The sequence below is a fragment of the Pseudomonas sp. SG-MS2 genome (assembly GCF_009933855.1).
Classification (GTDB): domain Bacteria; phylum Pseudomonadota; class Gammaproteobacteria; order Pseudomonadales; family Pseudomonadaceae; genus Aquipseudomonas; species Aquipseudomonas putida_E.
Genome location: NZ_MOMO01000124.1, coordinates 16,399 through 38,928, shown reverse-complemented (window position 1 = coordinate 38,928; position 22,530 = coordinate 16,399). Strand labels below are relative to the sequence as shown.

Genomic DNA, 22,530 nt, shown 5'->3' with positions numbered 1-22,530 from the left:
ATGCCGGAATTACCCGAAGTCGAGACTACGCGGCGCGGTATCGCACCGCACCTGGAAGGCCAGCGGGTCAGCCGCGTGGTGGTGCGAGACCGGCGCTTGCGCTGGCCAATCCCCGAGGACCTGGACGTGCGTTTGTCCGGGCAGCGTATTCTCAGCGTCGAGCGGCGTGCCAAGTACCTGCTGATCAATGCCGAGGTCGGCACCTTGATCAGCCATCTGGGCATGTCGGGCAACCTGCGTCTGGTGCAGATGGGGCTACCGGCGGCCAAGCATGAGCACGTCGATATCGAGCTGGAGTCGGGGCTGATGCTGCGCTACACCGACCCACGTCGGTTCGGTGCCATGCTCTGGAGCCTTGATCCGCTCAATCACGAGTTGCTGCTGCGTCTGGGCCCAGAGCCGTTGACCGACCTGTTCGACGGCGAGCGCCTGTTTCAGCTGTCGCGCGGGCGGACGATGGCCGTCAAGCCTTTCATCATGGATAACGCGGTGGTGGTGGGCGTGGGCAATATCTACGCGACCGAAGCGCTGTTTGCCGCCGGTATCGACCCGCGCCGTGAGGCGGGCGGAATCTCCCGTGCCCGTTACCTGAAACTGGCCATCGAGATAAAGCGCGTGCTGGCGGCAGCCATCGAGCAAGGGGGTACGACCTTGCGCGATTTCATTGGCGGCGACGGGCAGCCTGGGTATTTCCAGCAGGAACTGTTCGTGTACGGCCGGGGCGGAATGCCTTGCAAGCTGTGTGGCACTGCCTTGCGCGAGGCCAAGCTTGGGCAACGGGCCAGCGTTTACTGCCCGCGTTGCCAGCGTTGAATGGCATGGCCCAATCGCCGGCTAGCCGGCGATTGGGCCATCAGGAGCAGCGCAGCGTTCAAGCCTTGCCGGTAATCCGGCGGTACTTGGCCATCAGCTGCTCTTCGGTTTCCGGGTGCGCCTCATCCAGCGGGATGCAGTCGACCGGGCAGACCTGCTGGCACTGCGGCTCGTCGTAGTGACCCACGCACTGGGTGCACAGGTTCGGATCGATCACGTAGATCTCTTCGCCTTGGGAGATGGCCTCGTTCGGGCACTCGGGTTCGCAGACGTCGCAGTTGATGCAATCGTCGGTGATTATCAGGGACATGGGGACTCCGGCCGGGGCTCACCGCCCGGGCATGTTCAACGCAATGGGCACAATTGTGCCGCATTCGCGCCCGCAGTGCACGCGGGCGCGATAATCAGCGCTCAGGCTTACTTCTTGAAACGCTCAGTCAGGGCCTCGGCCACCACCGGGTGCACGAACTTGGTGATGTCGCCGCCCAGCGCTGCGATTTCCCGGACCAGGGTCGAGGAAATGAACGAATAGCGCTCCGAAGGCGTGAGGAACAGGCTTTCGACCTCTGGCGCCAGTTGCCGATTCATGTTCGCCAGCTGGAATTCGTATTCGAAGTCGGACACTGCCCTCAGCCCACGCAAGAAGACGTTGGCGCCCTGTTCCTTGGCAAAATGCGCAAGCAGGGTGGAGAAGCCGATGACTTCGACATTGGGCAGGTGCCTGGTGACCTCACGGGCCAGCGCTACCCGTTGTTCCAGCGGGAACAGCGGGTTTTTCTTCGGGCTGGCTGCCACTGCGATGATCACGTGGTCGAACAGCCGCGAGGCGCGCTCGACCAGGTCGCCATGGCCCTTGGTAATAGGGTCGAAAGTACCCGGGTACAACACTCGGTTCATCGCGTCATCCTGGCTGGAGTGCGTTGGGGAGTCGGATGGTAGCGCAGCGATTGCGCCCGGCCAAGTCATGCGGCCGGCTGATGGCACTATAGACAGCAGGGGCATTTGTTGTCATGCACTCTGTGCCAGGCGGGCTATCAGGGCGTCGGTGAGCTTCGCGCTGATGGCGTAGACCGACAGTTGTGGGTTGGCACCGATGCTGGTCGGGAACAGCGAGCCGTCGTGAATCGACAGGTTTTCCAGCTGATGGTGACGGCCCAGGCTGTCGCACACCGCGTGACGTGGATCTTCGCCCATTGCGCAGCCGCCCATTACGTGGGCGCTGCCCAGCCGCGTATGGAACGGCTCCAGGCGCAAACCGTCGATCATGCGTTGGGCCTGCGCCAGGCTGGCAGCAGCGCGGGCATCGCTGTGCGCGGGTGTAACCTGCGTGGCGCCTGCTGCGAACTGGATCTGCGCCATGCTGTGAAAGGCGCGGCGCAGGCCGTCTTGCAAGTAGTCGGTGACCGGATAATCGAGCACCGGTGAGCCATCGCCACGCAGTTCCACCGCGCCGCCCGGGCTTTCGGGGTGGAAACCGTCGCGCAACAGCGCAAGCATGACGTGGGTATGCGGCAGCTCGGCCATGCGCCGGGCATTTTCGACACCATCGCCACCGAGCAAGGTGCTGGCCAGCGCCGGGTGCAGGGGCGGCACTTCAAGTTTGTAGCCGACCGCGCCATCGACGCCGTCCTGCCATTGGAAGTGGTCACTGTAGATGGATTGCGGGGCACCGTAGTAAGGGTCGATGCGTGCGTCGAAGCGTGCCGCGCTGAAGTTGACCAGGTGCAGGAAGGTCCGCTTGCCCAGGCGCTCGTGGGGGTCAGGAGCCTTGGAACGCAGCAGCAGGGCGGGGCTGTTGATGCCGCCGCCTGCGAGGATGTAGTGGCGTGCGCGCACAGTGATGCTGCGCCCGTTGGTGTGTATCCCTTGAGCATCCAGCCCTTGGCAGCGCAGATGCTCGATGCGCTCGCCGTCATGCTCGAAGCGTTCGGCCCGGGCCAGGTACAACAGCTCGCCGCCCTTGTCGAGCATGGCTGGGATGCGCGTCACCAGCATCGATTGTTTGGCGTTGACCGGGCAACCCATGCCGCAATAGCCAAGGTTCCAGCACCCCCGGACATTGCGCGCAATCACGGCCCATCGGTAGCCGAGCCGTTCACACCCACGGCGCAGTACGTCGTTGTTGGCGTTTGGCGGCACCGCCCAAGGAGTAATGCCGAGGTCTTGCTCGATGCGTTCGAACCAGGGGCGTAGTGCGTCGTTGTCCAGCCCTTTTACGTTGTGGGCCGCGGCCCAGTGGGCCAAGGTCGGCGCGGGCGTGCGAAAGCTGGAGGTCCAGTTGACCAGCGTGGTGCCGCCTACCGCACGGCCCTGCAGAATGGTGATGGCGCCGTCCTTGCTCATCCTGCCCAGGCCTTCCTGGTAGAGACTGGCGTAGGCCTCATTCTCAAGCAGGTGGAAGTCACTGCTGGTCTTGAGCGGGCCTTCCTCGATCAGCAGTACCTTGAAGCCTGCGGCGCTGAGCATCTGCGCGCTGGTGGCGCCGCCGGCACCGCTGCCTATCACGGCAATGTCGGCTTGCAGGCTGAGGTCCTGCTCCAGGCGTGAGCCGTCGTGGGTGATCCAGCCGCGGTCGAGGCCTTGGCGAAACGGGTCGATGACAGGCATTGAAAATGCTCTTGTTGTTGGTCAGAGTTTCGGCGGCCCGGGGTAACCGCAGGCGGCCCAACTTTCCGGGCGCTCGTACCAGGCCATCGTCAGCAGTTGCACGATCGACGAGTGCCCCATGCGCAGCAGGTTCAGCGAACTGTCCTGCCAGCGTTGCAGAAACCCCGCAATCTGCTGTTCACCGGCCTGTTCCCAGGCGCCCCAGACCCCGGTCAGTGGACCACGGGTCAGCGGCAGGTTGAGCACATCGAACAATTGCCGGGTGAGCTTGAGCATTTGCGGGGACAGTGCCGCCAATTTGGCGTCGAGAGTGGGCAGCACCAGTGCTGCGCTTGCCGAAGTACCGGCGAGCACCACCGGGATCAGTGCCCGCAGCAATGACAGGTCGTCATCGCGCAATACGTGGTATCCGGTTGCAGGCGCCTGAGGGCTGCAACCGACCAGGCTGGCACTGGCCAGAAACACGCTGGCTCCCAGGCTGAAACGCATGAATTCGCGCCGCTGCATGGCCCGGCCCTCAGCGGATGAACAGTTTGTAGACCAGGCGCTGCAAGGCCTTGCCATACGGCGGGTAGATCAGGCGTGCGGCGTTCAGGCGCTGCTTGGCCAGCACTGCCTTGGCCTTGCTGAAGGTCAGGAAGCCGTCGTGGCCGTGGTAGTGCCCCATGCCCGAGGGGCCGATGCCGCCGAACGGCAGGTCGTCCTGAGCGACATGCAGCAGTGTGTCGTTGAGGCATACACCACCGGAGTGGCTGTGCTGCACTACATATTCCTGCTCGGCACGGTCGTAGCCGAAGTAGTACAGCGCCAGTGGGCGTGGCCGTTCATTGATGTAGGCCAGTGCGCCGTCGAGGCTGTCATAGGGTACTACCGGCAGCAGCGGGCCAAAGATTTCGTCCTGCATCACCTGCATGCTGTCGTTCACCTCCAGTAGCAGCTGCGGCGGCAGGCGCCTGCCTTGGCGGGGCTCGTCCGGGTACAGGTCGATGATCTGCGCGCCTTTGCTGCGGGCGTCATCCAGCAGGTGTTGCAGGCGCTGCAATTGCCTCGGATTGATGATGGCGCTGTAGTCGGGGTTGTCGGCGATGCGCGGGTACAACCGGTGGACCGCCCTGCGGCAGGCATCGCTGAAGGCGTTCAGGCGCTCGCGTGGTACCAGGACGTAGTCTGGGGCGACGCAAGTCTGGCCGGCATTGAGGGTCTTGCCGAACGCGATACGCTCGGCAGCGCTGTCCAGCGGCACGCTGGACGAAACGATGGCTGGCGACTTGCCGCCAAGCTCCAGTGTGACCGGGGTCAGGTTTTGTGCCGCGGCCAGCATGACCTGGCGCCCGACGCTGGTGGCGCCGGTGAACAGCAGGTGATCGAAGGGCAACCGGGCAAACGCCTGGCCGACTTCCACCTCGCCCAGCACCACGCTGACCAGCTCGTGCGGGAATACCCGCTCAAGCAATGTTTTCAGCGCCAGGGCGCTGGCAGGTGTGGCCTCACTGAGCTTGAGCATCACCCGGTTGCCGGCGGCCAAAGCGCAGGTCAGCGGGCCGATGGCGAGAAACAGCGGGTAGTTCCACGGCACGATGATGCCAACTACGCCAAGCGGCTGATACAGCACGCGGGCGCTGGCCGGCTGGAAGGCCAGGCCTACGGTTCGCCTTGCGGGTCGCATCCAGCGCTTGAGCTGGCGCTCGGCATGGCGAATACCTTGTACCGAGGGCAACAGTTCGGCCAGCAGGGTTTCGTCGGCGCTGCGGCCGGAAAAATCCGTATCGATCGCCTCTATCAGCCGTTGTTGATCCGCCAGCACAGCCTCGCGCAGGCTTTTCAGCCATTGCCGGCGTTGGGCCAGGGGCGGCATGGGGTTGCCCGCAAATGCTTTGCGCTGGGTGGCGAACGTGGCCGCCAGGTCGATGTCGGACTGCAAGGGAGGCACGGCGATAGGTGAAGTCACGGCGGCTCTCATCGGGGCTAGAGAATCTCTAGAGCCTATACTCTAATCGGGACGATGGTACGAATATTTTTCCCGCCACCGCACGGTGCATCCGGGCCCTGTTACCCCGTAATATGGACCCTTACCGTAAGCCTGCAGACTGGGAGCTGAGCATGGCCCCGCGCATGAAGACCCGAGAGCGCATCGTGCAGAACAGCCTTGAGCTGTTCAACCAGCAAGGCGAGCGTAGCGTGAGTACCAACCACATTGCTGCGCACATGGAAATTTCGCCCGGCAACCTCTACTACCACTTCCCCAACAAGCAGGCGATCATCGCCCTGCTGTTCAGCCAGTACGAAGAGCTGGTGGACAGCTTCCTGCGCCCGCCGCAGGGGCGCGCCGCCACCGTCGAAGACAAGCGTTTCTATCTCAAGGCGTTGCTCGCAGCGATGTGGAGCTATCGGTTCCTGCACCGTGACCTCGAGCACCTGCTCGACAGCGACCCTGAGCTGGCTGCCCGTTACCGGCGCTTTTCCGAACGTTGCCTGCGCCAGGGCCAGGCGATCTACCGGGGCTTCGTCGAGGCCGGCATTCTGGTCATGGCACCTGCGCAGATCGAATCGCTGACCATCAACGCCTGGATCGTGCTTACTTCTTGGGTCCGCTTTCTCAGCACCACGCGCGAGCACTCCGCTCACCTGGGTGAAGAAGCCTTCAAGCGTGGCGTCTATCAGGTACTGGTACTGGAACTCGGCTTCGTCACCGCCAACGCCCGCAGTGCCGTGGATGCCCTGTGCCAGGAATTCCATGTTCCGTTCAACCAGGCTCTGGAACGTTAACCCAGAGCCTTCGTGCCATCGATCAGGAGATTGTCATGCCCCTTGCGCAATTGATCACCCCGCAGCAACTGGCCGAGCGCCTGGGCTCGCCCAAGTTGGTGATCCTCGATTGTCGGTTTGCCTTGGAAGACGTGGATTACGGTCAACGCAGCTATGCCGAGGGGCATATCGCCGGGGCGCACTTCGCCGACCTGGAGCGCGATCTGAGTGGGCCGGTGAGCAAGGGCAAGACCGGCCGCCATCCCTTGCCTGACCCACAGCGGCTGGTCGAGCGTTTGCGTGAGTGGGGGCTGGACAATGACAGCGAAGTGGTGCTGTACGACGACGGGCCTGGCGCCTTTGCCGCCCGTGCCTGGTGGCTGCTGGCCTGGTTGGGTAAACGCACAGGTGTGGCCATTCTCGATGGAGGCCTCAAAGCCTGGCACACCGCGGGCCAGCCATTGAGCCTGGACGCGCCGGCACGCTATGAGGGTACGTTCAACGGCGAGCCGGATACGAAGCTGCTGATTGACGCCGAGCACTTGGCCACTGAGCTTGCAAGCCCCAAGCTGACGCTGATCGATGCGCGTGCCTTGCCGCGTTTTCGTGGGGATGTGGAGCCGATCGACCCGGTGGCCGGGCATATTCCCGGCGCTCAGTGCGCAGCCTTCACCGACAACCTGGGCGAAGATGGGCGTTTCCTGGCGCCAGAGCAGCTCAGGCAGCGCTTTGCCGAGAAGCTGGCGGGGCGTTCACCGGAACACCTGGTGGCGTATTGCGGTTCGGGAGTGACGGCTTGCCATAACCTGTTTGCCCTGGCATTGGCGGGGTATCCGCTGGGCAGGCTGTATGCCGGGTCGTGGAGTGAGTGGATCAATGATCCGGCGCATCAGGTTGCCACGGGCGACTGATACGCCGGGTTATCGCCTATCCACCAGCCACTGCGGAATCCGCCGCTCAAGGTAATACCCCGGTTTTCGCAGGCTGCCTTCGACAAACCCCACATGCCCGCCCCGCTCATGCAGCTCGAACTGAGTTTGCGGCGTCAGCTCGCTGGGGGCGGGCAGGCTGTGGCGGTATACGAACGGATCATCGTTTGCCTGGATGATCAGCGTCGGCGTGCGGTTTTCCCCGAGATAGTAGCGGCTGGATGAGCGACGATAGTAGTCGTGTACATCGTCAAAACCGTTGAGTGGCGCGGTCACCTTGCCGTCAAAATCCCAGAAGGTACGCAGCTTGCGCAACGACCCGAGCCGGTCGAGCGCGGCCAGGCCTTCATGATGGCCCTGTGCGCGGAAATGCCGTTGTTTGACCTGCACATAGGCCATCATTTCACGCATGAAATGCGCCTGATACACCTTGGAAAAGCCTTGGCCGATGCGGTCGGCGCACTGATCCAGGCGAAACGGTACGGAAACCGCCACGGCCGCCTGCAGTTGGCTGGCGCTGCCACTTTCACCCAGGTACTTCAGCAGCACATTGCCGCCCAGTGAATAGCCGACGGCATACAAGGGGGCCAGCGGGCGTTGAGCGCGCAGGTGGGCGACGACCTCGGCCAGGTCCCCGCTGGCCCCGGAATGGTAACTGCGTGCCAGCAGGTTCGGCTCCCCCGAGCAGCCACGCCAGTTCACCGCAACGCTGGCCCAGCCGAGGGCATCGAGCGCCTGCTGCAGGCCTTTGACATAAGGCGAATGGGACGAACCGGTCAGGCCGTGCAACACCAGCACCAGCGGTGTATCTGGCTGGTGGGGCCCGTGCCAGTCGAGGTCCATGAAGTCGCCATCGGCCAGCCACAGGCGCTCGCGCTTGCGTTCAAGTGCAGGCAGTTTGCGCCACAGCGGGCCCCAAAGGGTTTGCAGGTGAGGGTTGGACAACCCGGTGGCCGGGCGGAATGTGGCGGTAAGACTGGGCATGCTGGGCGACTCGTGTTGTGCCTGCCTAGATTGCCATGAAACACCGCCGTTGTACTTGCGCTATTGGTCGGTCAGGGCAGCTCGGGCAAAGGTTGTTGCGCATGGGGCGGGCCGAGAGTGATGAACACTTCCTGCGCAGGGCTCAGCCATATGCGCGCGGCTTCGCGAATGTCCTTGGGCGTCAGGGCTGCCAGGCTTTGGATGTAGGTTGCAAAATGATCTGCAGGTTGGCCAAGGTGGCTTGACGTTGCCAGGCTCTTGGCCAGCTCTGCGTTGCTCGCCATGGTGCGATGCAACCTGCCTGCGATCTGGTTGCGCGCCATGTCGCACTCCGCCTGGCTTGGGCCATGCTCGCGCAGGCAAGCCAGCATCCCGGAAACCAGCTCACGCGAGGCATCTCGGTATTGGGGGGCAATGTCCCATTCAATTTGCAGCAGGCTCACCGCATCAAAGGGTCTGAGCGACGAGCGGATGGTGTAGGTCAAGGCACGTCGGCTTCGTAGCTCTTGTGTCAGACGCGACTCGAAGCCGCTGCCGAGGATTTCGTCAAGCATGGTCAAAGCTGCATACCCTGGCTTGTCGGGTGATGTGGGCAGCAGCAGAGTCAGCGTGGCCCGGGTCGTACTTGCGGTGTGTTCCTGATGCCGGGTGAGCGCCTCTGGCAACGGCGCCGGTGGCGGGAGCTGCCCTGCCCAGTGTTGTGGTAGCGCCTGAAGCAGTTCAGTGATGAGTGTCTGCGCCTCGTCGCGCGAGAGGTCGCCCACCAGGCCGATATCGAGGTTGTTGGCAGAGTAGGCGCGTCGGTGGAAATCGCGCAGCTGCTGCTCGTCGATCTGCTTGAGGCTCTCAGGGGTGCCAGCCCAATGTGTGGCGTAGGGGTGGCCATCGAATACATGGCTCATTGTCGCGTGAGACATCCCTGAGGCCGGGCTCGATGCAACTGCGCCAAGGAAGTTGAGCAGTCGTTCGCGGATGCCTGCGACGGCTTCCTCCCGGAAAGCGGGGCGTGCCAGCATTTGCGTGAGCAGTTGCAGGGCGCTTGTACGCAGTGCCGGCAGGCTCAGGCAGCGCAGCGTGATCACGGCCTCATCCTGGTTCATCTGCCTTGCCATGATCGCACCCAGCCCCTCGATGGCCTGTGCGAATTGGGCAGCATCCAGATGCTCGGTACCCTGATCGAGGCTGTAAAGGACAAGGGCGGCCAGGCCCGGGCTAGTGCCGTCGAGCGCACTGCCAGCGCGAAAGCGTAGCGCCAGGTCGAATATCGGGCGGTCATGGGATGGCATGAAGCTGACCTTGGCGCCTTCGTCGGTCTGCCATTGCTGTATCTGGGCCGGCAAGGGCTGGTGCTGCTCCAGGTCCAGGCCTTGCGTGGACTCCAGCCGGGCCATTGCCGCCACGGCGGTATCGGTCATGGGGCCCTTGCAAATCAGTGGCATGCTGCTGGTGGAAAGAGGATTGTTCATGCCGGTGCTCCTGTTTGCAGATGAGTGATGGTCAGCCTTTCGCGGCTCAGGTAGTCGAACGCTACCTGTCGTAATGTCGCGCTATCGAGGTGGCGGACACGTTCGGCTTCTTGATCGATCAGCGAGGGAGACAGACCAGCGGCCGCCGCTGCGCCGATGCGCCCAGCTTGCAGGGTGACGCTGTCGCGGCTGAACAGGCGGCGGGTAAGCATGCGCAGTTTCGCGCGCTCCAGTTCCTGGGGGGAAAGCAGCGTATGGCGCAGGGTATCGATCAAGGTATAGATCGCTTCTACGGCGTGCTCGTGGGTGGCTCTTTGACTGTTGATATAGGTTGAAAGGGTCAACAGCGTGTCGCCACGCACCATTGGCTCATATGACAGGCCGATGCCCTTGAGCAGCCGTCGGTCTCGCACCAGCTCGCTGTAGAGCCTTGCGCTGAACCCTTTGCCAAGCACTTCACAGAGCACGCTCAAGGCAGGCACTGTGGTTGCCTCGGTGGCCGTGGCGTGGCTTGGTGCATTGAAGGACATGAACAAACCATCACGCAGGCCTGGCAATTTCAGCTTCTGGCTTCGCTCCTGCAGGTGCGCGTCATGCCGGGGGACCGGTGCTGCGCCAAGCGGGGCCCTGGCGATGCTGGCGAAATACCGGCTCACGTGCTGGCGAAGCGTGGGAAGGTCGACGGCGCCCACCACCACGAGGGTGGCGTTATTGGGCCGATACCACGTTTGATACCAGGTGCGCACGGTATCCAGGCGCATGTTGTTCAGGTCTGCCGGGTTGCCAAACGCCGCCGTGGCATACGGGCTGCTGCCGTGAGCAAGCGCTATGTGCCGTTCAGCTGCCTGCTGTGCAGGAGCGTTTTCGACTTTGAGTCGGCGCTCGTCTTCGATCGCTTTGACTGCCCGTTCCATGTCTGCCTGGCCAAAGGTTGCGCCCGCCATGGCATCTGCCATTATTTCGAGTGCAATCGGCAATCGTGCCGCGGGTAACAGGACATCGTATGCCGTTGCGTCATCGGTGGTAGTGGCATTGGCCTCTCCGCCGAGCCGCGCGATCACCTGGGTGTATCGGCCCGCTTCGAGTTTGCGGCTGCCTTCGAATATCAGGTGTTCCAGCAGGTGCGAGAGGTTGGTATGGCCGGCCGGTTCATGGCTGGTGCCAACGTGGTACCAGAGCTGGATTGCGGCGAGCGGGGTGCTGTGGTCTTCACGCAGATAGACAGCCAGGCCATTATCCAATGTGAAATGCTGCAACGATGGGTGGGTGGCATCCGCGATGGAGTCGATGCCGGCTGACACCGTTTGGTCGTCGAGGGTAAACGGGGGAGTCGATGGCATTGCTCAAGTGCTCCTGGTTGGGGTGACCAGGAGCAGCTTCGGCGAGATTGTGCGCTTGCCTGCGCTATATAGTTAGGGCCTGCGTTCAGGCGCGCTGCCACAGCGCGTAGTGCACCTGGCCGGTCTTTTTTTCGCGGTGCAGGCGCCAGTTGCCTGGCATTTGCAGGGTAGAGGGGGCGGCTTCGCTCTCGGTGTAGATCCACGCCTGCTCGCGCAGCCACTGGTTCTGCTCCAGCAGGTTGCAGGTGTTGGCCAGCAGGTCCTGGTGGAACGGCGGATCGAGAAACACGACGTCGAACTGTTGCTTGGCCGGGGCTTGCAAGTAGCGCTGGGCGTCGGTCTGGAGGATTTGCCCGCGCGGGCAGCGCAGGATCTCCAGGTTGTTCTTCAGGTTGTTGATAGCCGCCGCGTTGCTGTCCAGTGCTACGGCATCTGCAGCACCGCGTGACAACGCTTCGAGCACCAGGGCGCCACTGCCGGTAAAGGCATCCAGCACCCGGGCGCCTTCGATGTAGGGCGCCAGCCAGTTGAACAGGGTTTCGCGCACACGGTCGGTGGTCGGCCGCAGGCCTTCGCCTTCAGGCACCGCCAGGCGGCGGCTGCGCCACTCGCCAGCGATGATGCGCAGGTGGCCCTGTCCCTTGCTTTGGCCCTGCTGAGGTCGGGCGGGAGGGGTGGATCTAGGCATTAGTGCTCCGGTACGCCGAGAGGCTGCTCGGCGGGTTTGTCAGTAGGGGCTGGCAGCGGCTTTTGCGGCACGCTCGGGCCGACGGTGACGATCACCAGTTTGTCGGCTGCCAAATGCTTGTTCATGGCTGCCTTGACCTGCTCGACGGTCAGCGCTTGGGACTGCTGCATGAAGTCTTCCAGCCAGGTCAATGGCAGGTTGTAGAAGCCGATGGCGCCCAATTGGCCGACGATGCTCGCATTGCTGGCGTTCGACAGCGGGAAGCTGCCGGCCAGTTCGCGCTTGGCGTCGTCCAGTTCCTGCTGGGTCGGGCCGCTCTTGAGGTAGTCGGCAAGGATACCCTGCACCAGCTTGAGTGTGCCCTCGCTGAGTTCGGCACGGGTTTGCAGGTTGATAATGAACGGGCCGCGTACCTGCATCGGGCTGAATACCGAGTATACGCCGTAGGTCAGGCCGCGTTTTTCCCGCACTTCGCTCATCAGGCGGGTACCGAAGGCGCCGCCACCGAGAATCTGGTTGCCCAGCGACAGGGCTGGCCAGTCCGGGTCCTGGCGGTCGATGCCCAGCTCGGCCAGCATCAGGTGGGTCTGCTTGGACGGGAAGTCGATGTGGGTGGTACCTGCCTTGGGCTCGACGGGTTGCGCAGGCTTGGCCAGTGCCGGGCCTTTGGGCAGGGCGGCGGAGACCTGGGCGGCAATCGCCTCGGCCTCTTCGCGGCTGAGGTCGCCGACCAGTGCGATTACCGCGTTGCCCGCTGCATAGGCTTTGGCGTGGAATGCGCGCAGCTGTTCCAGGGTGATGCCCGGGATGCTTTCAGCGCTGCCGTCGCTTGGATGGGCGTAAGGGTGTTCGCCGTAAAGTTTGCCGAACAACGCCTTGCCGGCGATCTTGCCGGGGTTCTGCTTCTCGTATTCGAAACCGGCCAGCAGCTGGTTCTTGATTCGTTTGAGTGCGTCCTCCGGGAAGGTCGGCTTGCCGGTTACTTCAGCGAACAGCTTCAGGGCCGGCTCGCGCTTGTCCTTCACACTCAGGCTGCGCAGCGAGGCCACCGCCATGTCGCGGTAGGAACCGTTGCCGAAGTCTGCGCCGAGCCCTTCGAAGCCTTCGGCGATGGCGGTCACATCCTTGCCGGCAACGCCTTCGTTGAGCATGGCATTGGTCAGGGTGGCCAGGCCCGGCGTGTTGCCGTCCTGGCTGCTGCCGGCGGCGAAGGTCACGCGCAAATCGAACATCGGCAGCTCGCGGGCCTCGACGAACAGTACGCGTGCACCTTCGGCAGTGGTCCAGTTCTGGATGTTCAGCTGGCGCCGGCTGGGGGCCTTGCCGTCCAGCTCGGCCAGCGACTGCAGGGTATTGGCGGGGCGGGCCGCGGTGCTGTCGGTTTCGGCGTGGGCAGGGCGAGCCAGGACGCAGGTCATCGCCACCACCAGTGCGATGATGCCCGTGCCGATCAGGGTGTAGCGTGGTGCGCTGCGATCACTCATGAGCGGACTCCTCAGGCAGTACATGGGCAACGCTCAGGCGTTCGCGGGTGAAATAGGTGCGTGCGGCGGCCTGGATGTCTTCGGGGGTCACGCGCTTGAGTTCGTCCAGTTCGCTGTCGATCAGTTTCCAGGACAGGCCGACCGTCTCTAGCTGGCCAATGGTGGTGGCCTGGCTGCTGATGGAGTCGCGGTCGTAGACCAGCCCGGCGATCATCTGGGCGCGTACACGTTCCAGTTCCTCGGCGCTCGGCGGGGTGGTCTTGAGCTCATCGAGCAACTGCCAGACGCCTTTCTCGACATCGGCGAGCGTCTTCTGCTTCTGTACGTTAGGGGTAGCCGAGATCATGAACAGGCTGTCGCCGCGGGTGAAGGCGTTGTAGCTGGACGAGGCGCCGGCCACCAGTTCCTGGCCACGCTCCAGGCGCGCCGGCAGGCGGGCGCTGTAGCCGCCGTCGAGCAAGGCCGAGATCAGCCGCAGGGCGTGCGCGGTGCGCGGGTCCTTGGCGGTGGCAAGGCCCGGTACGTTGAAGCCGTAGATCAGGCTTGGCAGTTGGGTGCGCACGTGCAGGGTCAGCTGGCGCCGGCCTGGCTCGGCCAGCTCCAGCGGCAGCTTGGCCGGCGGCACGGCGCGCTTGGGGATACTGGCGAAGTACTTCTGCGCCAGGCCTTTGACCTCGGCGGCGGTAACATCGCCGACCACCACCAGGGTGGCGTTGTTCGGCGCGTACCAGGACTCGTACCAGTGGCGCAGCTCCTCGACTTTCATGCGTTCGAGGTCGGCCATCCAGCCGATGGTCGGGGTGTGGTAGCCGCTGGCCGGGTAGGCCATGGCGCGGAACAGCTCGAAAGCCTTGGCGCTTGGCTGATCGTCGGTGCGCAGGCGGCGCTCTTCCTTGATCACCTCGATTTCGCGGCTGAACTCATCGGCCGGCAGGCGCAGGCTGGCCAGCCGGTCGGCCTCCAGCTCCAGAGCCACCGGCAGGCGGTCGCGGGCCAGAACCTGGTAGTAGGCGGTGTAGTCGTCGCTGGTAAAGGCGTTCTCTTCCGCGCCCAGGTCGCGCAGGATGCGCGAAGCTTCGCCGGGGCCGACCTTGGCGCTGCCCTTGAACATCATGTGTTCCAGAGCGTGGGACAGCCCGGTCTGGCCGGGTGTCTCATAGCTGGAGCCGACCTTGTACCAGATCTGCGAAACCACCACTGGCGCGCGGTGGTCCTCGCGTACGACCACTTTCAGGCCGTTGTCGAGGATGAATTCGTGGGTGGGTTGCACATCGGCGGCAAAGGCTGCGAGCGGCAGGCAGAGCGTGCTGAGCAACAGGCCAGCGGCGCGGCGGGCTAGAGCATTCATAAGGTGTTTAACCTGTTCGGCGGCCCGCAGGGTTTAGCGTCGGCGGGCCAGGAGGTGCTAGGATACTGATCCGGTTGCCTGGCGACCATGCCTGTCGCCGTTCTGGCCTGCAGGTCCATTAAGACAAAACATTGCGCATGAACCAGCCGGCTTCAAAACAGTCTGTTCTGCGTTTAGAGAATTCCAGATGAGCCGCTGCTGGCCCATCGCTACCCTGAGATAGCCGTCTTCCATGTTTGGTTCCAACGACGACAAAAAAGCGCCGGCCGAGGCTGGCGAGAAAAAAGGCCTGTTCAGCTGGTTTCGCAAGAAGCCGCAGCAACCTGTCGCCGAACAGCCACAAGCCCCTGATGCTCACGCAGTAGAGCCGGTATCGCCGCCGCCTGCCGCCGAGCAGCCTGAAGCGGCTGCGGCCGAGCCGGTGGTTGCCGAAGCGCCCCCGCCTGCCGTTGAGCCGGTACGTCCCGCTGAGCCGGTACTGGCCCCCCAGCCTGCGCCTGTCGTTGAGCCTGCTCCGGCCCCGGAGGTCGCACCGGCCCCTGAGCCTGCGCCGGCTCCTGAGGTTGCACCGGTCCCTGAGCCCGCTCCGGCTCCTGAGGTTGCACCGGTCCCTGAGCCTGCTCCAGCCCCTGAGCCAGTGCCGGTTCCCGAGCCTCTCCCGGCCCCTGTGAGGGCGGAGTTGCCTGCGAGTGCTGAGCCCGCTGCTGCGCAGCTCGAAAGCCCTGCTCCAGTCGCAGCAGCCCCCGAAGCCCCGGTCAGCAACCTGGTCTTGCCCGTTGCCGAAGAGCCGGTCGCCCTGGTTCCAGACCTTGAGCCAAAAGCCCCGCCAGCGATTCCCGAGCGCCCGGCTCCCGAACAGGCCGTCACCCCAGCCGTTGCCGAACCTGCCAAGCCCGGCTTCTTCGCTCGCCTCAAGCAGGGCCTGTCGAAGACCAGCGCCAGCATCGGCGAAGGCATGGCCAGCCTGTTCCTGGGCAAGAAAGTCATTGATGATGACCTGCTAGACGAGATCGAAACACGCTTGCTGACCGCCGACGTTGGCGTGGAGGCGACCTCGACCATCGTTCAGAACCTGACCCAGAAGGTTGCGCGCAAACAGCTGGCCGATGCCGATGCCCTGTACAAGTCGCTGCAGGAAGAACTGGCCGCGCTGCTGCGCCCGGTCGAGCAGCCGCTGAAGATCCAGGCGCAGAACAAGCCCTATGTGATCCTCGTGGTAGGCGTCAACGGCGCCGGCAAGACCACCACTATCGGCAAGCTGGCCAAGAAGCTGCAACTCGAGGGCAAGAAGGTCATGCTGGCCGCGGGTGATACCTTCCGTGCTGCCGCCGTCGAGCAGTTGCAGGTCTGGGGCGAGCGCAACCAGATCCCGGTGATCGCCCAGCACACCGGTGCCGACTCCGCGTCGGTGATCTTCGATGCCGTGCAGGCCGCCAAGGCCCGTGGCGTCGATGTGCTGATCGCCGATACCGCCGGCCGGCTGCACACCAAAGACAACCTGATGGAAGAGCTGAAAAAGGTTCGCCGGGTCATCGGCAAGCTTGACGCCGAGGCGCCGCATGAGGTGCTGCTGGTGCTCGATGCCGGTACTGGCCAGAACGCCATCAGCCAGGCCAAGTACTTCAACCAGAGCGTCGAGCTGACCGGCCTGGCCCTGACCAAGCTGGACGGCACTGCCAAGGGGGGCGTGATCTTCGCGCTTGCCAAGCAGTTCAACATTCCGATCCGCTTCATCGGCGTGGGTGAAGGTATCGACGACCTGCGCACCTTCGAAGCCGAGCCGTTCGTCAAGGCTCTGTTTGCCGAGCGAGAGCACCCATGATCCGATTCGAACAGGTTGCCAAGCGCTACCCCAACGGCCATGTTGGCTTGCATGAGCTGAGTTTCCGGGCGCGCCGGGGCGAATTCCTGTTCGTCACCGGCCATTCCGGGGCCGGCAAGAGCACCTTGCTGCGCCTGCTGCTGGCCATGGAACGCCCCACCAGCGGCAAGTTGATGCTGGCAGGGCAGGACCTGGGCCAGATCAGCAACGCGCAGATCCCGTTCCTGCGTCGGCAGATCGGGGTGGTGTTCCAGAACCACCAGTTGCTGTTCGACCGCACCGTTTTCAACAACATTGCCCTGCCGCTGCAGATTCTCGGCCTGTCCAAGGCAGAGATCGCCAAACGCGTGGATTCGGCGCTGGAGCGTGTGTCGCTGGTCGACAAGGGTGAGCTGTTCCCGGCCGACCTGTCCACCGGCCAGCAGCAGCGGGTCGGTATCGCTCGTGCGATCGTCCACCAGCCCGCCTTGCTGCTGGCCGACGAACCCACCGGTAACCTCGACCCGCGCCTTGCCGCAGAGATCATGGGGGTGTTCGAGGACATCAATCGGCTGGGTACCACGGTGTTGATCGCCAGCCATGACCTGGCACTGATTGCGCGCATGCGCCACCGCATGCTGACCTTGCAGCGCGGCCGTCTGATCGGCGATGGGGAGGCCGGGCAATGAGCACTACACGTACACCCAAGGTTTCCGAGCGGGTCGCCCCAAAGGCCGCCGACGCGGATACCCGGAAAAAGCGCGGCGAGCATGATGATGACGGCCCGGACTTCCGCACGCTGTTGCACGCCTGGCTGGACAGCCACCGTGCCAGCCTGGCCGACAGCCTGCGTCGCCTGGGCAAGCAGCCGATCGGCAGCTTCTTCACCTGCCTGGTGATGGCCGTGGCGCTGAGCATGCCCATGGGCCTTTCGCTGCTGTTGAAGAACGTCGAGAAGCTGGGGGGCTCCTGGCAGCGCGCCGCGCAGATTTCCCTGTACCTGAAGCTCGACGCGGGCAGCAAGGAGGGGGAGGCCCTGGGCCAAGAGATCAAAGGCATGCCTGGGGTGGCCGATGCCTTGTACATCAGCCCAGCGCAGGCGCTGGAAGAGTTCCAGCAGCAGTCCGGGTTGGGCGAAGCCCTGCGTGAACTGCCCGACAACCCGCTGCCTGGTGTCGTGGTGGTGACCCCGACCGAAGTCGACAAGCCGGCTCTGGAGGCGCTGCGGCAACGTCTGGCCGAGCTGCCGCGAGTGGAAAATGCACAACTCGACCTGGTGTGGGTGGAGCGCCTGGCGGCGATCCTCAAGCTGGGCGACCGGTTCGTCTTCGGCCTGGCGGTGATGCTTATTTCTGCCTTGCTGTTAGTAATCGGTAACACAATTCGTCTACATATTGAAAACCGCCGTACCGAGATCGAAGTCATCAAGCTGGTAGGCGGCACCGACAGCTACGTCCGTCGGCCTTTCCTGTACATGGGCGCGTTGTACGGCCTGGGTGCGGGTCTGCTTGCCTGGGGTATCCTCGCGTTCGGCCTCAACTGGCTGAACGAGGCCGTGGTAGGGCTGTCCGGGCTCTACGGCAGCGACTTCTCCCTGGGCGGTGTGCCAGCATCCGATGGTCTGTCGCTCTTGATCGGGGCGGTACTGTTGGGGTATATCGGTGCATGGATTGCGGTGGCTCGGCATTTGAACGAGTTGGCCCCGCGATAGTTTTTCTGAGCCAGCATTGACAATTTTTCATTTTTGGAACTTGCACCTTGGTTCCAGGTCTATGTTGGCAGTGCTCACAAGGCACGAGTCTGGTAAGTCGGAGGTTCTTGAATGACCACATCGTTGCAACCTGCCTATGCCCTGGTTCCCGGTGCAAACCTGGAAGCCTACGTGCACACGGTCAACAGCATCCCGCTGCTGACTGTCGAGCAGGAGCGTGATCTGGCCGAGCGTCTCTATTATGAGCAGGATCTTGAGGCCGCTCGGCAAATGGTGATGGCCCACCTGCGCTTCGTCGTACATATCGCCCGCAGCTATGCTGGCTACGGGTTGGCCCAGGCCGACCTCATTCAGGAAGGCAACGTCGGCCTGATGAAGGCGGTCAAGCGCTTCAACCCGGAAATGGGTGTGCGCCTGGTGTCGTTCGCCGTGCACTGGATCAAGGCTGAAATCCACGAATTCATCCTGCGCAACTGGCGCATCGTCAAGGTGGCTACCACCAAGGCCCAGCGCAAGCTGTTCTTCAACCTGCGCAGCCAGAAGAAGCGTCTGGCCTGGTTGAACAACGATGAAGTGCACCGCGTTGCTGAAAGCCTCGGCGTCGAGCCGCGTGAAGTGCGTGAGATGGAAAGCCGTCTGAGTGGCCAGGACATGGCCTTCGACCCGGCAGCAGAGGCGGACGACGACAGCGCCTTCCAGTCGCCTGCACACTACCTGGAAGACCATCGCTACGACCCGGCTGTGCAGCTTGAGGACGCTGACTGGAGCGACAACTCCACCAGCAACCTGCATGAAGCCTTGCAGGGCCTGGACGAGCGTAGCCGCGACATTCTCTACCAGCGCTGGCTGGCTGAAGAGAAAGCCACATTGCATGAGCTGGCAGACAAGTACAGCGTTTCGGCTGAGCGTATTCGTCAGCTGGAAAAGAATGCGATGAACAAGGTGAAGGCGTTGATTGCTGCGTGATTGGCGCCTGATGCACTGAAAAGCCGCTGGCCCATGACAGGGTGAGCGGCTTTTTTGTTTGCGTATGCTTTACCGGCCTCGGAAAGGGGCAGTCAAAGTCAGCGTATCAATTCAGGGCCTACGCGAGGCATCCAGCTGCATCAGGTAGCTCGGCCCACCCAGCTGGCTCATTTGCCGGCGAATCCAGCCTGCCCGGCTCGCCACGTAGGCGCTCGGCCGGCTGGCGCTCCACTTGATGGGGCTGGGCAGCACCGCAGCCAATTGAGCAGCCTGCTGGCGGTTCAGGCGGCTGGCATCGATACCGAAGTGGTAGCGCGCCGCAGCCTGGGCACCAAATACCCCTTTGCCCCATTCGGCACTGTTCAGGTAGACCTCGAGGATCCGCTCTTTCGACCAGAACAGTTCCAGCAGCGCCGTGAACCAGGCCTCCAGCCCCTTGCGCAGCCAACTGCGACCCGACCACAGGAACAGGTTCTTGGCCACCTGCTGGGTCAAGGTGCTGGCGCCACGGATGCTGCCGCCGCGTTCGTTATAGGCCAGCGCCGCCTGGATGGCGGGGATGTCGAACCCCCAGTGGTTGGCGAACTTCTGGTCTTCACCGGCGATGACCGCGACCTTGAGGTTATCCGAGATATTTTCCCACGGCTGCCAGTCGCGCTGCAGGTCGATCGGCTCGCCACTGACCCACGACTGCACCTTGCGCTCGACCATCAATGCCGTGCCGGGAGGCGGCACCCAGCGGAACACCAGCACCAGCACGATGCTGCCGGCAGCGAACCAGAACAGGGCGCGGGCGAGGCGACGGAGTAGGGATGACAGCATGGCGATGGCTTGGCCGGACCGGTGGAACGGGCCATTATACAGACCCGATCCCAGGAGTCGTCCCATGCTTCGCACCTTCCTCATGCTCGCCGCCTTTTTCGGCTTTACCGGTGTCGGCCTGGGCGCATTCGCCGCCCATGGGCTGAAAAGCCGCCTGAGCGCAGATTACCTGGCCATCTTTCAAACCGGAGTGACCTATCAACTGGTACATGCCTTGGCAATCTTCGGGGTCGCGCTGCTCGCGGCGCACTTGCCGGGGCGCCTGGTCGGCTGGGCCGGTGGTCTGTTCGCCCTGGGCATCGTGCTGTTCTCCGGTAGCCTGTACCTGCTGACCCTCAGTGGGCTGGGCAAGCTTGGCATCATCACCCCTATCGGCGGCTTGTGCTTCCTGGCCGGCTGGGTCTGCCTGGGCATGGCAGCATGGCGTTTAGGCTGACCAAGCGGTCCACAATCACGACTAATGGCGTGCACCGCCCTTGGGTTAACGCGTTGATCGGCGCTAGAATGCTGGCCCCCAACGCACAATGGTGGCCGTGCGCATGCGCATTCAATTGAACGGTGAACCCTATGAATTGCCCGCTGGCGAAAGCGTCGCGGCGCTGCTGACCCGCCTGGAGCTGACCGGGCGCCGGGTGGCAGTGGAATTGAACCTGGATATCGTGCCGCGCAGTCAGCACGACAGCACGCAGCTCAACGACGGCGACCAGGTCGAAGTGGTCCACGCTATTGGCGGCGGCTGATTCCGGCCTGGCGATTCACCTGCAAGCCCAGCAACCTTTTCCAGAGGATCTTTGATGAGCAACGTTCGTAGCGACAAGCCCTTTACCCTGGCCGGGCGCACTTTCCAGTCGCGCCTGCTGGTCGGCACCGGCAAATACCGTGACATGGAAGAAACCCGCCTGGCCATCGAGGCCTCGGGCGCCGAAATCGTCACTGTCGCCGTGCGCCGCACCAACCTCGGCCAGAACCCGGGCGAACCGAACCTGCTCGATGTGCTGCCACCGGACCGTTACACCATTCTGCCGAACACCGCCGGCTGCTATGACGCCGTCGAAGCGGTGCGCACCTGCCGCCTGGCCCGTGAACTGCTCGATGGTCATAACCTGGTCAAGCTGGAGGTCCTGGCAGACCAGAAGACCCTGTTCCCCAACGTGATCGAAACCCTCAAGGCCGCCGAAGTACTGGTCAAGGACGGCTTCGACGTGATGGTCTACACCAGCGATGACCCGATCATTGCCCGTCAACTGGCCGAAGCAGGCTGCATCGCGGTCATGCCGCTGGCCGGCCTTATCGGCACTGGCCTGGGCATCTGCAACCCGTACAACCTGCAGATCATCCTGGAAGAATCCAAGGTGCCGGTGCTGGTCGATGCAGGCGTGGGTACCGCCTCCGATGCCACCATCGCCATGGAAATGGGCTGTGAAGCGGTGCTGATGAACTCGGCCATCGCCCACGCCCAGCAGCCCGTGCTGATGGCCGAGGCCATGAAACACGCAATCGTCGCCGGGCGCATGGCCTACCTCGCCGGGCGCATGCCGAAGAAACTCTATGCCAGCGCGTCTTCGCCGCTGGATGGTCTGATCAAGTAAGAGCTACTGATGACTGAATCGCAAGATACGCCGATCACCACCGACGGCGAAGCGCGTCCACACCGCCGCATCAAGAGTTTCGTGATGCGCGCCGGGCGCATGACCGAAGGCCAGCAACGCGGCCTGGACCAGGGCGGCCCGCTGTATATCCTGCCGCTGGCCGAAAGCCCGGTGGACTATGACCAGGTGTTCGGCCGTTCGGCGCCACGCACCTTGGAGATCGGTTTCGGCATGGGCCATTCCCTCTTGGAGATGGCCGCTGCCGCACCTGAGCAAGACTTCATCGGTGTTGAAGTGCACCGCCCGGGTGTCGGCGCGCTGCTTAACGGCGTGCTGACCGAGGGCCTGAAGAACCTGCGGGTGTACGATTGCGACGCCATCGAAGTGCTCAACCGCTGTGTGGCCGATAACAGCCTCGACCGCTTGATGCTGTTCTTCCCTGACCCATGGCACAAGGCGCGCCACCACAAGCGTCGTATCGTGCAGTTGGAGTTCGCCGAGCTGGTGCGTCGCAAGCTCAAACCGGGTGGCATATTCCATATGGCCACTGACTGGGAGCCGTATGCCCAATACATGCTGGAAGTGATGAGCGCGGCGCCGGGGTACCGAAACCTGGCCGCAGACGGGGCTTATGTGCCGCGTCCCGAAGAACGTCCGATCACCAAGTTCGAGCGCCGTGGTGAGCGCTTGGGGCATGGGGTTTGGGATTTGAAATTCGAGAAGGTGGCTTGATTGGCTGTTTGAGCCTTTCGATGTTGCGCTGAGCCGCCTATGCAAGCCCTCCGGGGCTTGTTTGTAAACAAGGCCGAGGGGGTACGCCTGACCGCCTCGGTAGCTCCCTGCAAAGGGCAGTCGAGTGGTAGAGCTGCCCTGGTTTTGCGGGGCAGCTTCCAGTCAGTCAGCTTTACCCCCGCCGATCAGCGACCACGCCAATCAACACCAGCACCACCAACAGCACCGGCGCCAACGCGTAGTTGTTGAACTGGCTCAGCCCCTTCACCACCCACGGCGTGGCATAGATCAGCGCCGCGCCGCTGCCGATCATCACCAGCAGCGCCATGAACGGAACCCGCAGGGCACCTGCCAGGCCGCCCAGCCGTTGTTCCACCCAGCCCTTGATATCGGTGCCAAACAGCACCAGCAGGCAGCCCACCAAGGCCAGCGAAATCTCAGACAGGTTGCTACGGCTCCAGCGGGAAACCGTTGCCAGCAGGTCAAGTACCAGATCCATGGGTCA

The 22,530-nt window shown here is 63.4% G+C and carries 23 protein-coding genes and 1 pseudogene; 11 read left to right on the top strand and 13 right to left on the bottom strand.

What is annotated here, in order from left to right:
- Nucleotides 1-813: a bifunctional DNA-formamidopyrimidine glycosylase/DNA-(apurinic or apyrimidinic site) lyase gene (gene mutM / locus BLX42_RS10135; protein WP_115273352.1), complete on the top strand. Its 813-nt coding sequence runs from the start codon at nucleotides 1-3 to the stop codon at nucleotides 811-813.
- A 58-nt stretch (nucleotides 814-871) separates the two neighbouring features.
- On the opposite strand, the gene BLX42_RS10130 is transcribed toward mutM, so the two are convergent.
- The 5 genes from BLX42_RS10130 to BLX42_RS10110 form a co-directional block, all read right to left on the bottom strand.
- On the bottom strand, nucleotides 872-1,123 hold the full coding sequence (locus BLX42_RS10130) for a YfhL family 4Fe-4S dicluster ferredoxin (protein WP_009683359.1): 252 nt from the start codon (nucleotides 1,121-1,123) through the stop codon (nucleotides 872-874).
- A gap of 107 nt (nucleotides 1,124-1,230) precedes the next feature.
- A complete protein-coding gene (gene coaD / locus BLX42_RS10125) occupies nucleotides 1,231-1,710 on the bottom strand; it encodes a pantetheine-phosphate adenylyltransferase (protein WP_039601221.1) in 480 nt (159 codons plus the stop codon).
- A gap of 111 nt (nucleotides 1,711-1,821) precedes the next feature.
- Complete coding sequence (locus BLX42_RS10120; protein WP_161871714.1) at nucleotides 1,822-3,420, bottom strand: GMC family oxidoreductase; 1,599 nt, start codon at nucleotides 3,418-3,420, stop codon at nucleotides 1,822-1,824.
- A 21-nt stretch (nucleotides 3,421-3,441) separates the two neighbouring features.
- The gene (locus tag BLX42_RS10115; protein WP_161871713.1) at nucleotides 3,442-3,927 is read right to left on the bottom strand and encodes a twin-arginine translocation pathway signal protein; all 486 of its coding nucleotides are present in this window, start codon (nucleotides 3,925-3,927) and stop codon (nucleotides 3,442-3,444) included.
- Between the two features lie 10 nt (nucleotides 3,928-3,937).
- Nucleotides 3,938-5,368: a coniferyl aldehyde dehydrogenase gene (locus BLX42_RS10110; RefSeq protein WP_161871712.1), complete on the bottom strand. Its 1,431-nt coding sequence runs from the start codon at nucleotides 5,366-5,368 to the stop codon at nucleotides 3,938-3,940.
- 152 nt (nucleotides 5,369-5,520) lie between these two features.
- On the opposite strand from BLX42_RS10110, the gene BLX42_RS10105 reads away from it, so the two are divergent.
- Together BLX42_RS10105 and BLX42_RS10100 are read left to right on the top strand one after the other, a co-directional pair.
- The gene (locus BLX42_RS10105) at nucleotides 5,521-6,186 is read left to right on the top strand and encodes a TetR/AcrR family transcriptional regulator (RefSeq protein ID WP_046787081.1); all 666 of its coding nucleotides are present in this window, start codon (nucleotides 5,521-5,523) and stop codon (nucleotides 6,184-6,186) included.
- 35 nt (nucleotides 6,187-6,221) lie between these two features.
- Nucleotides 6,222-7,076 carry a sulfurtransferase gene (locus tag BLX42_RS10100; protein ID WP_046787028.1) on the top strand — a complete coding sequence of 285 codons (855 nt, stop codon included), beginning with the start codon at nucleotides 6,222-6,224 and terminating at the stop codon, nucleotides 7,074-7,076.
- A 9-nt stretch (nucleotides 7,077-7,085) separates the two neighbouring features.
- Here BLX42_RS10100 and BLX42_RS10095 read toward each other — a convergent pair whose 3' ends face one another.
- The 6 genes and pseudogenes from BLX42_RS10095 to BLX42_RS10070 all read right to left on the bottom strand — a co-directional run bounded on the left by BLX42_RS10095 (nucleotide 7,086) and on the right by BLX42_RS10070 (nucleotide 14,404).
- On the bottom strand, nucleotides 7,086-8,078 hold the full coding sequence (locus BLX42_RS10095; RefSeq protein ID WP_161871711.1) for a hydrolase: 993 nt from the start codon (nucleotides 8,076-8,078) through the stop codon (nucleotides 7,086-7,088).
- Nucleotides 8,079-8,149: 71 nt separating this feature from the next.
- On the bottom strand, nucleotides 8,150-9,544 hold the full coding sequence (locus BLX42_RS10090; RefSeq protein WP_161871710.1) for a pitrilysin family protein: 1,395 nt from the start codon (nucleotides 9,542-9,544) through the stop codon (nucleotides 8,150-8,152).
- Entirely contained in the window at nucleotides 9,541-10,884 is a 1,344-nt protein-coding gene (locus BLX42_RS10085) for a pitrilysin family protein (RefSeq protein ID WP_161871709.1), read from the bottom strand. Before BLX42_RS10085 ends, BLX42_RS10090 begins: the two co-directional genes overlap by 4 nt.
- An 85-nt stretch (nucleotides 10,885-10,969) precedes the next feature.
- A complete protein-coding gene (gene rsmD, locus BLX42_RS10080) occupies nucleotides 10,970-11,572 on the bottom strand; it encodes a 16S rRNA (guanine(966)-N(2))-methyltransferase RsmD (RefSeq protein WP_012312296.1) in 603 nt (200 codons plus the stop codon).
- Nucleotides 11,572-12,924 (bottom strand): annotated as a pseudogene (locus tag BLX42_RS10075) (M16 family metallopeptidase); the annotation flags it as partial. The pseudogene BLX42_RS10075 and the gene rsmD, both read right to left, overlap by 1 nt.
- Nucleotides 12,925-13,048: 124 nt before the next feature.
- Nucleotides 13,049-14,404: a pitrilysin family protein gene (locus BLX42_RS10070; protein ID WP_161871707.1), complete on the bottom strand. Its 1,356-nt coding sequence runs from the start codon at nucleotides 14,402-14,404 to the stop codon at nucleotides 13,049-13,051.
- 232 nt (nucleotides 14,405-14,636) lie between these two features.
- Between BLX42_RS10070 and ftsY the strand changes: the two genes are divergently transcribed.
- From ftsY to rpoH, 4 genes are all read left to right on the top strand, one after another.
- Nucleotides 14,637-16,226: a signal recognition particle-docking protein FtsY gene (gene ftsY, locus BLX42_RS10065; RefSeq protein WP_161871706.1), complete on the top strand. Its 1,590-nt coding sequence runs from the start codon at nucleotides 14,637-14,639 to the stop codon at nucleotides 16,224-16,226.
- Nucleotides 16,223-16,894 (top strand): cell division ATP-binding protein FtsE, encoded by a 672-nt coding sequence (gene ftsE / locus BLX42_RS10060; RefSeq protein ID WP_039601211.1) that lies wholly within the window; start codon nucleotides 16,223-16,225, stop codon nucleotides 16,892-16,894. The genes ftsY and ftsE overlap by 4 nt, the downstream gene beginning before the upstream one ends.
- Nucleotides 16,891-17,916, top strand: coding sequence for a permease-like cell division protein FtsX (ftsX, locus tag BLX42_RS10055; RefSeq protein ID WP_046787033.1), 1,026 nt, complete (start codon nucleotides 16,891-16,893; stop codon nucleotides 17,914-17,916). Before ftsE ends, ftsX begins: the two co-directional genes overlap by 4 nt.
- 111 nt (nucleotides 17,917-18,027) lie before the next feature.
- Nucleotides 18,028-18,882, top strand: coding sequence for an RNA polymerase sigma factor RpoH (rpoH, locus tag BLX42_RS10050; protein WP_012312302.1), 855 nt, complete (start codon nucleotides 18,028-18,030; stop codon nucleotides 18,880-18,882).
- 111 nt (nucleotides 18,883-18,993) lie between these two features.
- Here the strand turns inward: rpoH and mtgA are convergent, their stop codons facing one another.
- Nucleotides 18,994-19,704 (bottom strand): monofunctional biosynthetic peptidoglycan transglycosylase, encoded by a 711-nt coding sequence (gene mtgA, locus BLX42_RS10045; protein ID WP_161871751.1) that lies wholly within the window; start codon nucleotides 19,702-19,704, stop codon nucleotides 18,994-18,996.
- A 64-nt stretch (nucleotides 19,705-19,768) separates the two neighbouring features.
- On the opposite strand from mtgA, the gene BLX42_RS10040 reads away from it, so the two are divergent.
- The 4 genes from BLX42_RS10040 to trmB all read left to right on the top strand — a co-directional run bounded on the left by BLX42_RS10040 (nucleotide 19,769) and on the right by trmB (nucleotide 22,025).
- Nucleotides 19,769-20,140, top strand: coding sequence for a DUF423 domain-containing protein (locus BLX42_RS10040; RefSeq protein WP_161871705.1), 372 nt, complete (start codon nucleotides 19,769-19,771; stop codon nucleotides 20,138-20,140).
- Between the two features lie 103 nt (nucleotides 20,141-20,243).
- The gene (gene thiS / locus BLX42_RS10035) at nucleotides 20,244-20,444 is read left to right on the top strand and encodes a sulfur carrier protein ThiS (RefSeq protein WP_012312305.1); all 201 of its coding nucleotides are present in this window, start codon (nucleotides 20,244-20,246) and stop codon (nucleotides 20,442-20,444) included.
- Between the two features lie 54 nt (nucleotides 20,445-20,498).
- The gene (locus tag BLX42_RS10030; protein WP_008092966.1) at nucleotides 20,499-21,293 is read left to right on the top strand and encodes a thiazole synthase; all 795 of its coding nucleotides are present in this window, start codon (nucleotides 20,499-20,501) and stop codon (nucleotides 21,291-21,293) included.
- Nucleotides 21,294-21,302: 9 nt separating this feature from the next.
- Nucleotides 21,303-22,025 (top strand): tRNA (guanosine(46)-N7)-methyltransferase TrmB, encoded by a 723-nt coding sequence (gene trmB / locus BLX42_RS10025; protein WP_046787035.1) that lies wholly within the window; start codon nucleotides 21,303-21,305, stop codon nucleotides 22,023-22,025.
- A gap of 172 nt (nucleotides 22,026-22,197) precedes the next feature.
- Here the strand turns inward: trmB and BLX42_RS10020 are convergent, their stop codons facing one another.
- A complete protein-coding gene (locus BLX42_RS10020) occupies nucleotides 22,198-22,524 on the bottom strand; it encodes a DUF3392 domain-containing protein (RefSeq protein ID WP_003257821.1) in 327 nt (108 codons plus the stop codon).
- Nucleotides 22,525-22,530: the final 6 nt, after the last annotated feature.

Bases quoted from the DNA above. Each gene is read 5' to 3' on its own strand.
- mutM (WP_115273352.1), top strand. From the start codon at position 1: ATGCCGGAATTACCCGAAGTCGAGACTACGCGGCGCGGTATCGCACCG.
- BLX42_RS10130 (WP_009683359.1), bottom strand. From the start codon at position 1,123: ATGTCCCTGATAATCACCGACGATTGCATCAACTGCGACGTCTGCGAA.
- coaD (WP_039601221.1), bottom strand. From the start codon at position 1,710: ATGAACCGAGTGTTGTACCCGGGTACTTTCGACCCTATTACCAAGGGC.
- BLX42_RS10120 (WP_161871714.1), bottom strand. From the start codon at position 3,420: ATGCCTGTCATCGACCCGTTTCGCCAAGGCCTCGACCGCGGCTGGATC.
- BLX42_RS10115 (WP_161871713.1), bottom strand. From the start codon at position 3,927: ATGCAGCGGCGCGAATTCATGCGTTTCAGCCTGGGAGCCAGCGTGTTT.
- BLX42_RS10105 (WP_046787081.1), top strand. From the start codon at position 5,521: ATGGCCCCGCGCATGAAGACCCGAGAGCGCATCGTGCAGAACAGCCTT.
- BLX42_RS10100 (WP_046787028.1), top strand. From the start codon at position 6,222: ATGCCCCTTGCGCAATTGATCACCCCGCAGCAACTGGCCGAGCGCCTG.
- BLX42_RS10095 (WP_161871711.1), bottom strand. From the start codon at position 8,078: ATGCCCAGTCTTACCGCCACATTCCGCCCGGCCACCGGGTTGTCCAAC.
- BLX42_RS10090 (WP_161871710.1), bottom strand. From the start codon at position 9,544: ATGAACAATCCTCTTTCCACCAGCAGCATGCCACTGATTTGCAAGGGC.
- BLX42_RS10085 (WP_161871709.1), bottom strand. From the start codon at position 10,884: ATGCCATCGACTCCCCCGTTTACCCTCGACGACCAAACGGTGTCAGCC.
- rsmD (WP_012312296.1), bottom strand. From the start codon at position 11,572: ATGCCTAGATCCACCCCTCCCGCCCGACCTCAGCAGGGCCAAAGCAAG.
- BLX42_RS10070 (WP_161871707.1), bottom strand. From the start codon at position 14,404: ATGAATGCTCTAGCCCGCCGCGCCGCTGGCCTGTTGCTCAGCACGCTC.
- ftsY (WP_161871706.1), top strand. From the start codon at position 14,637: ATGTTTGGTTCCAACGACGACAAAAAAGCGCCGGCCGAGGCTGGCGAG.
- ftsE (WP_039601211.1), top strand. From the start codon at position 16,223: ATGATCCGATTCGAACAGGTTGCCAAGCGCTACCCCAACGGCCATGTT.
- ftsX (WP_046787033.1), top strand. From the start codon at position 16,891: ATGAGCACTACACGTACACCCAAGGTTTCCGAGCGGGTCGCCCCAAAG.
- rpoH (WP_012312302.1), top strand. From the start codon at position 18,028: ATGACCACATCGTTGCAACCTGCCTATGCCCTGGTTCCCGGTGCAAAC.
- mtgA (WP_161871751.1), bottom strand. From the start codon at position 19,704: ATGCTGTCATCCCTACTCCGTCGCCTCGCCCGCGCCCTGTTCTGGTTC.
- BLX42_RS10040 (WP_161871705.1), top strand. From the start codon at position 19,769: ATGCTTCGCACCTTCCTCATGCTCGCCGCCTTTTTCGGCTTTACCGGT.
- thiS (WP_012312305.1), top strand. From the start codon at position 20,244: ATGCGCATTCAATTGAACGGTGAACCCTATGAATTGCCCGCTGGCGAA.
- BLX42_RS10030 (WP_008092966.1), top strand. From the start codon at position 20,499: ATGAGCAACGTTCGTAGCGACAAGCCCTTTACCCTGGCCGGGCGCACT.
- trmB (WP_046787035.1), top strand. From the start codon at position 21,303: ATGACTGAATCGCAAGATACGCCGATCACCACCGACGGCGAAGCGCGT.
- BLX42_RS10020 (WP_003257821.1), bottom strand. From the start codon at position 22,524: ATGGATCTGGTACTTGACCTGCTGGCAACGGTTTCCCGCTGGAGCCGT.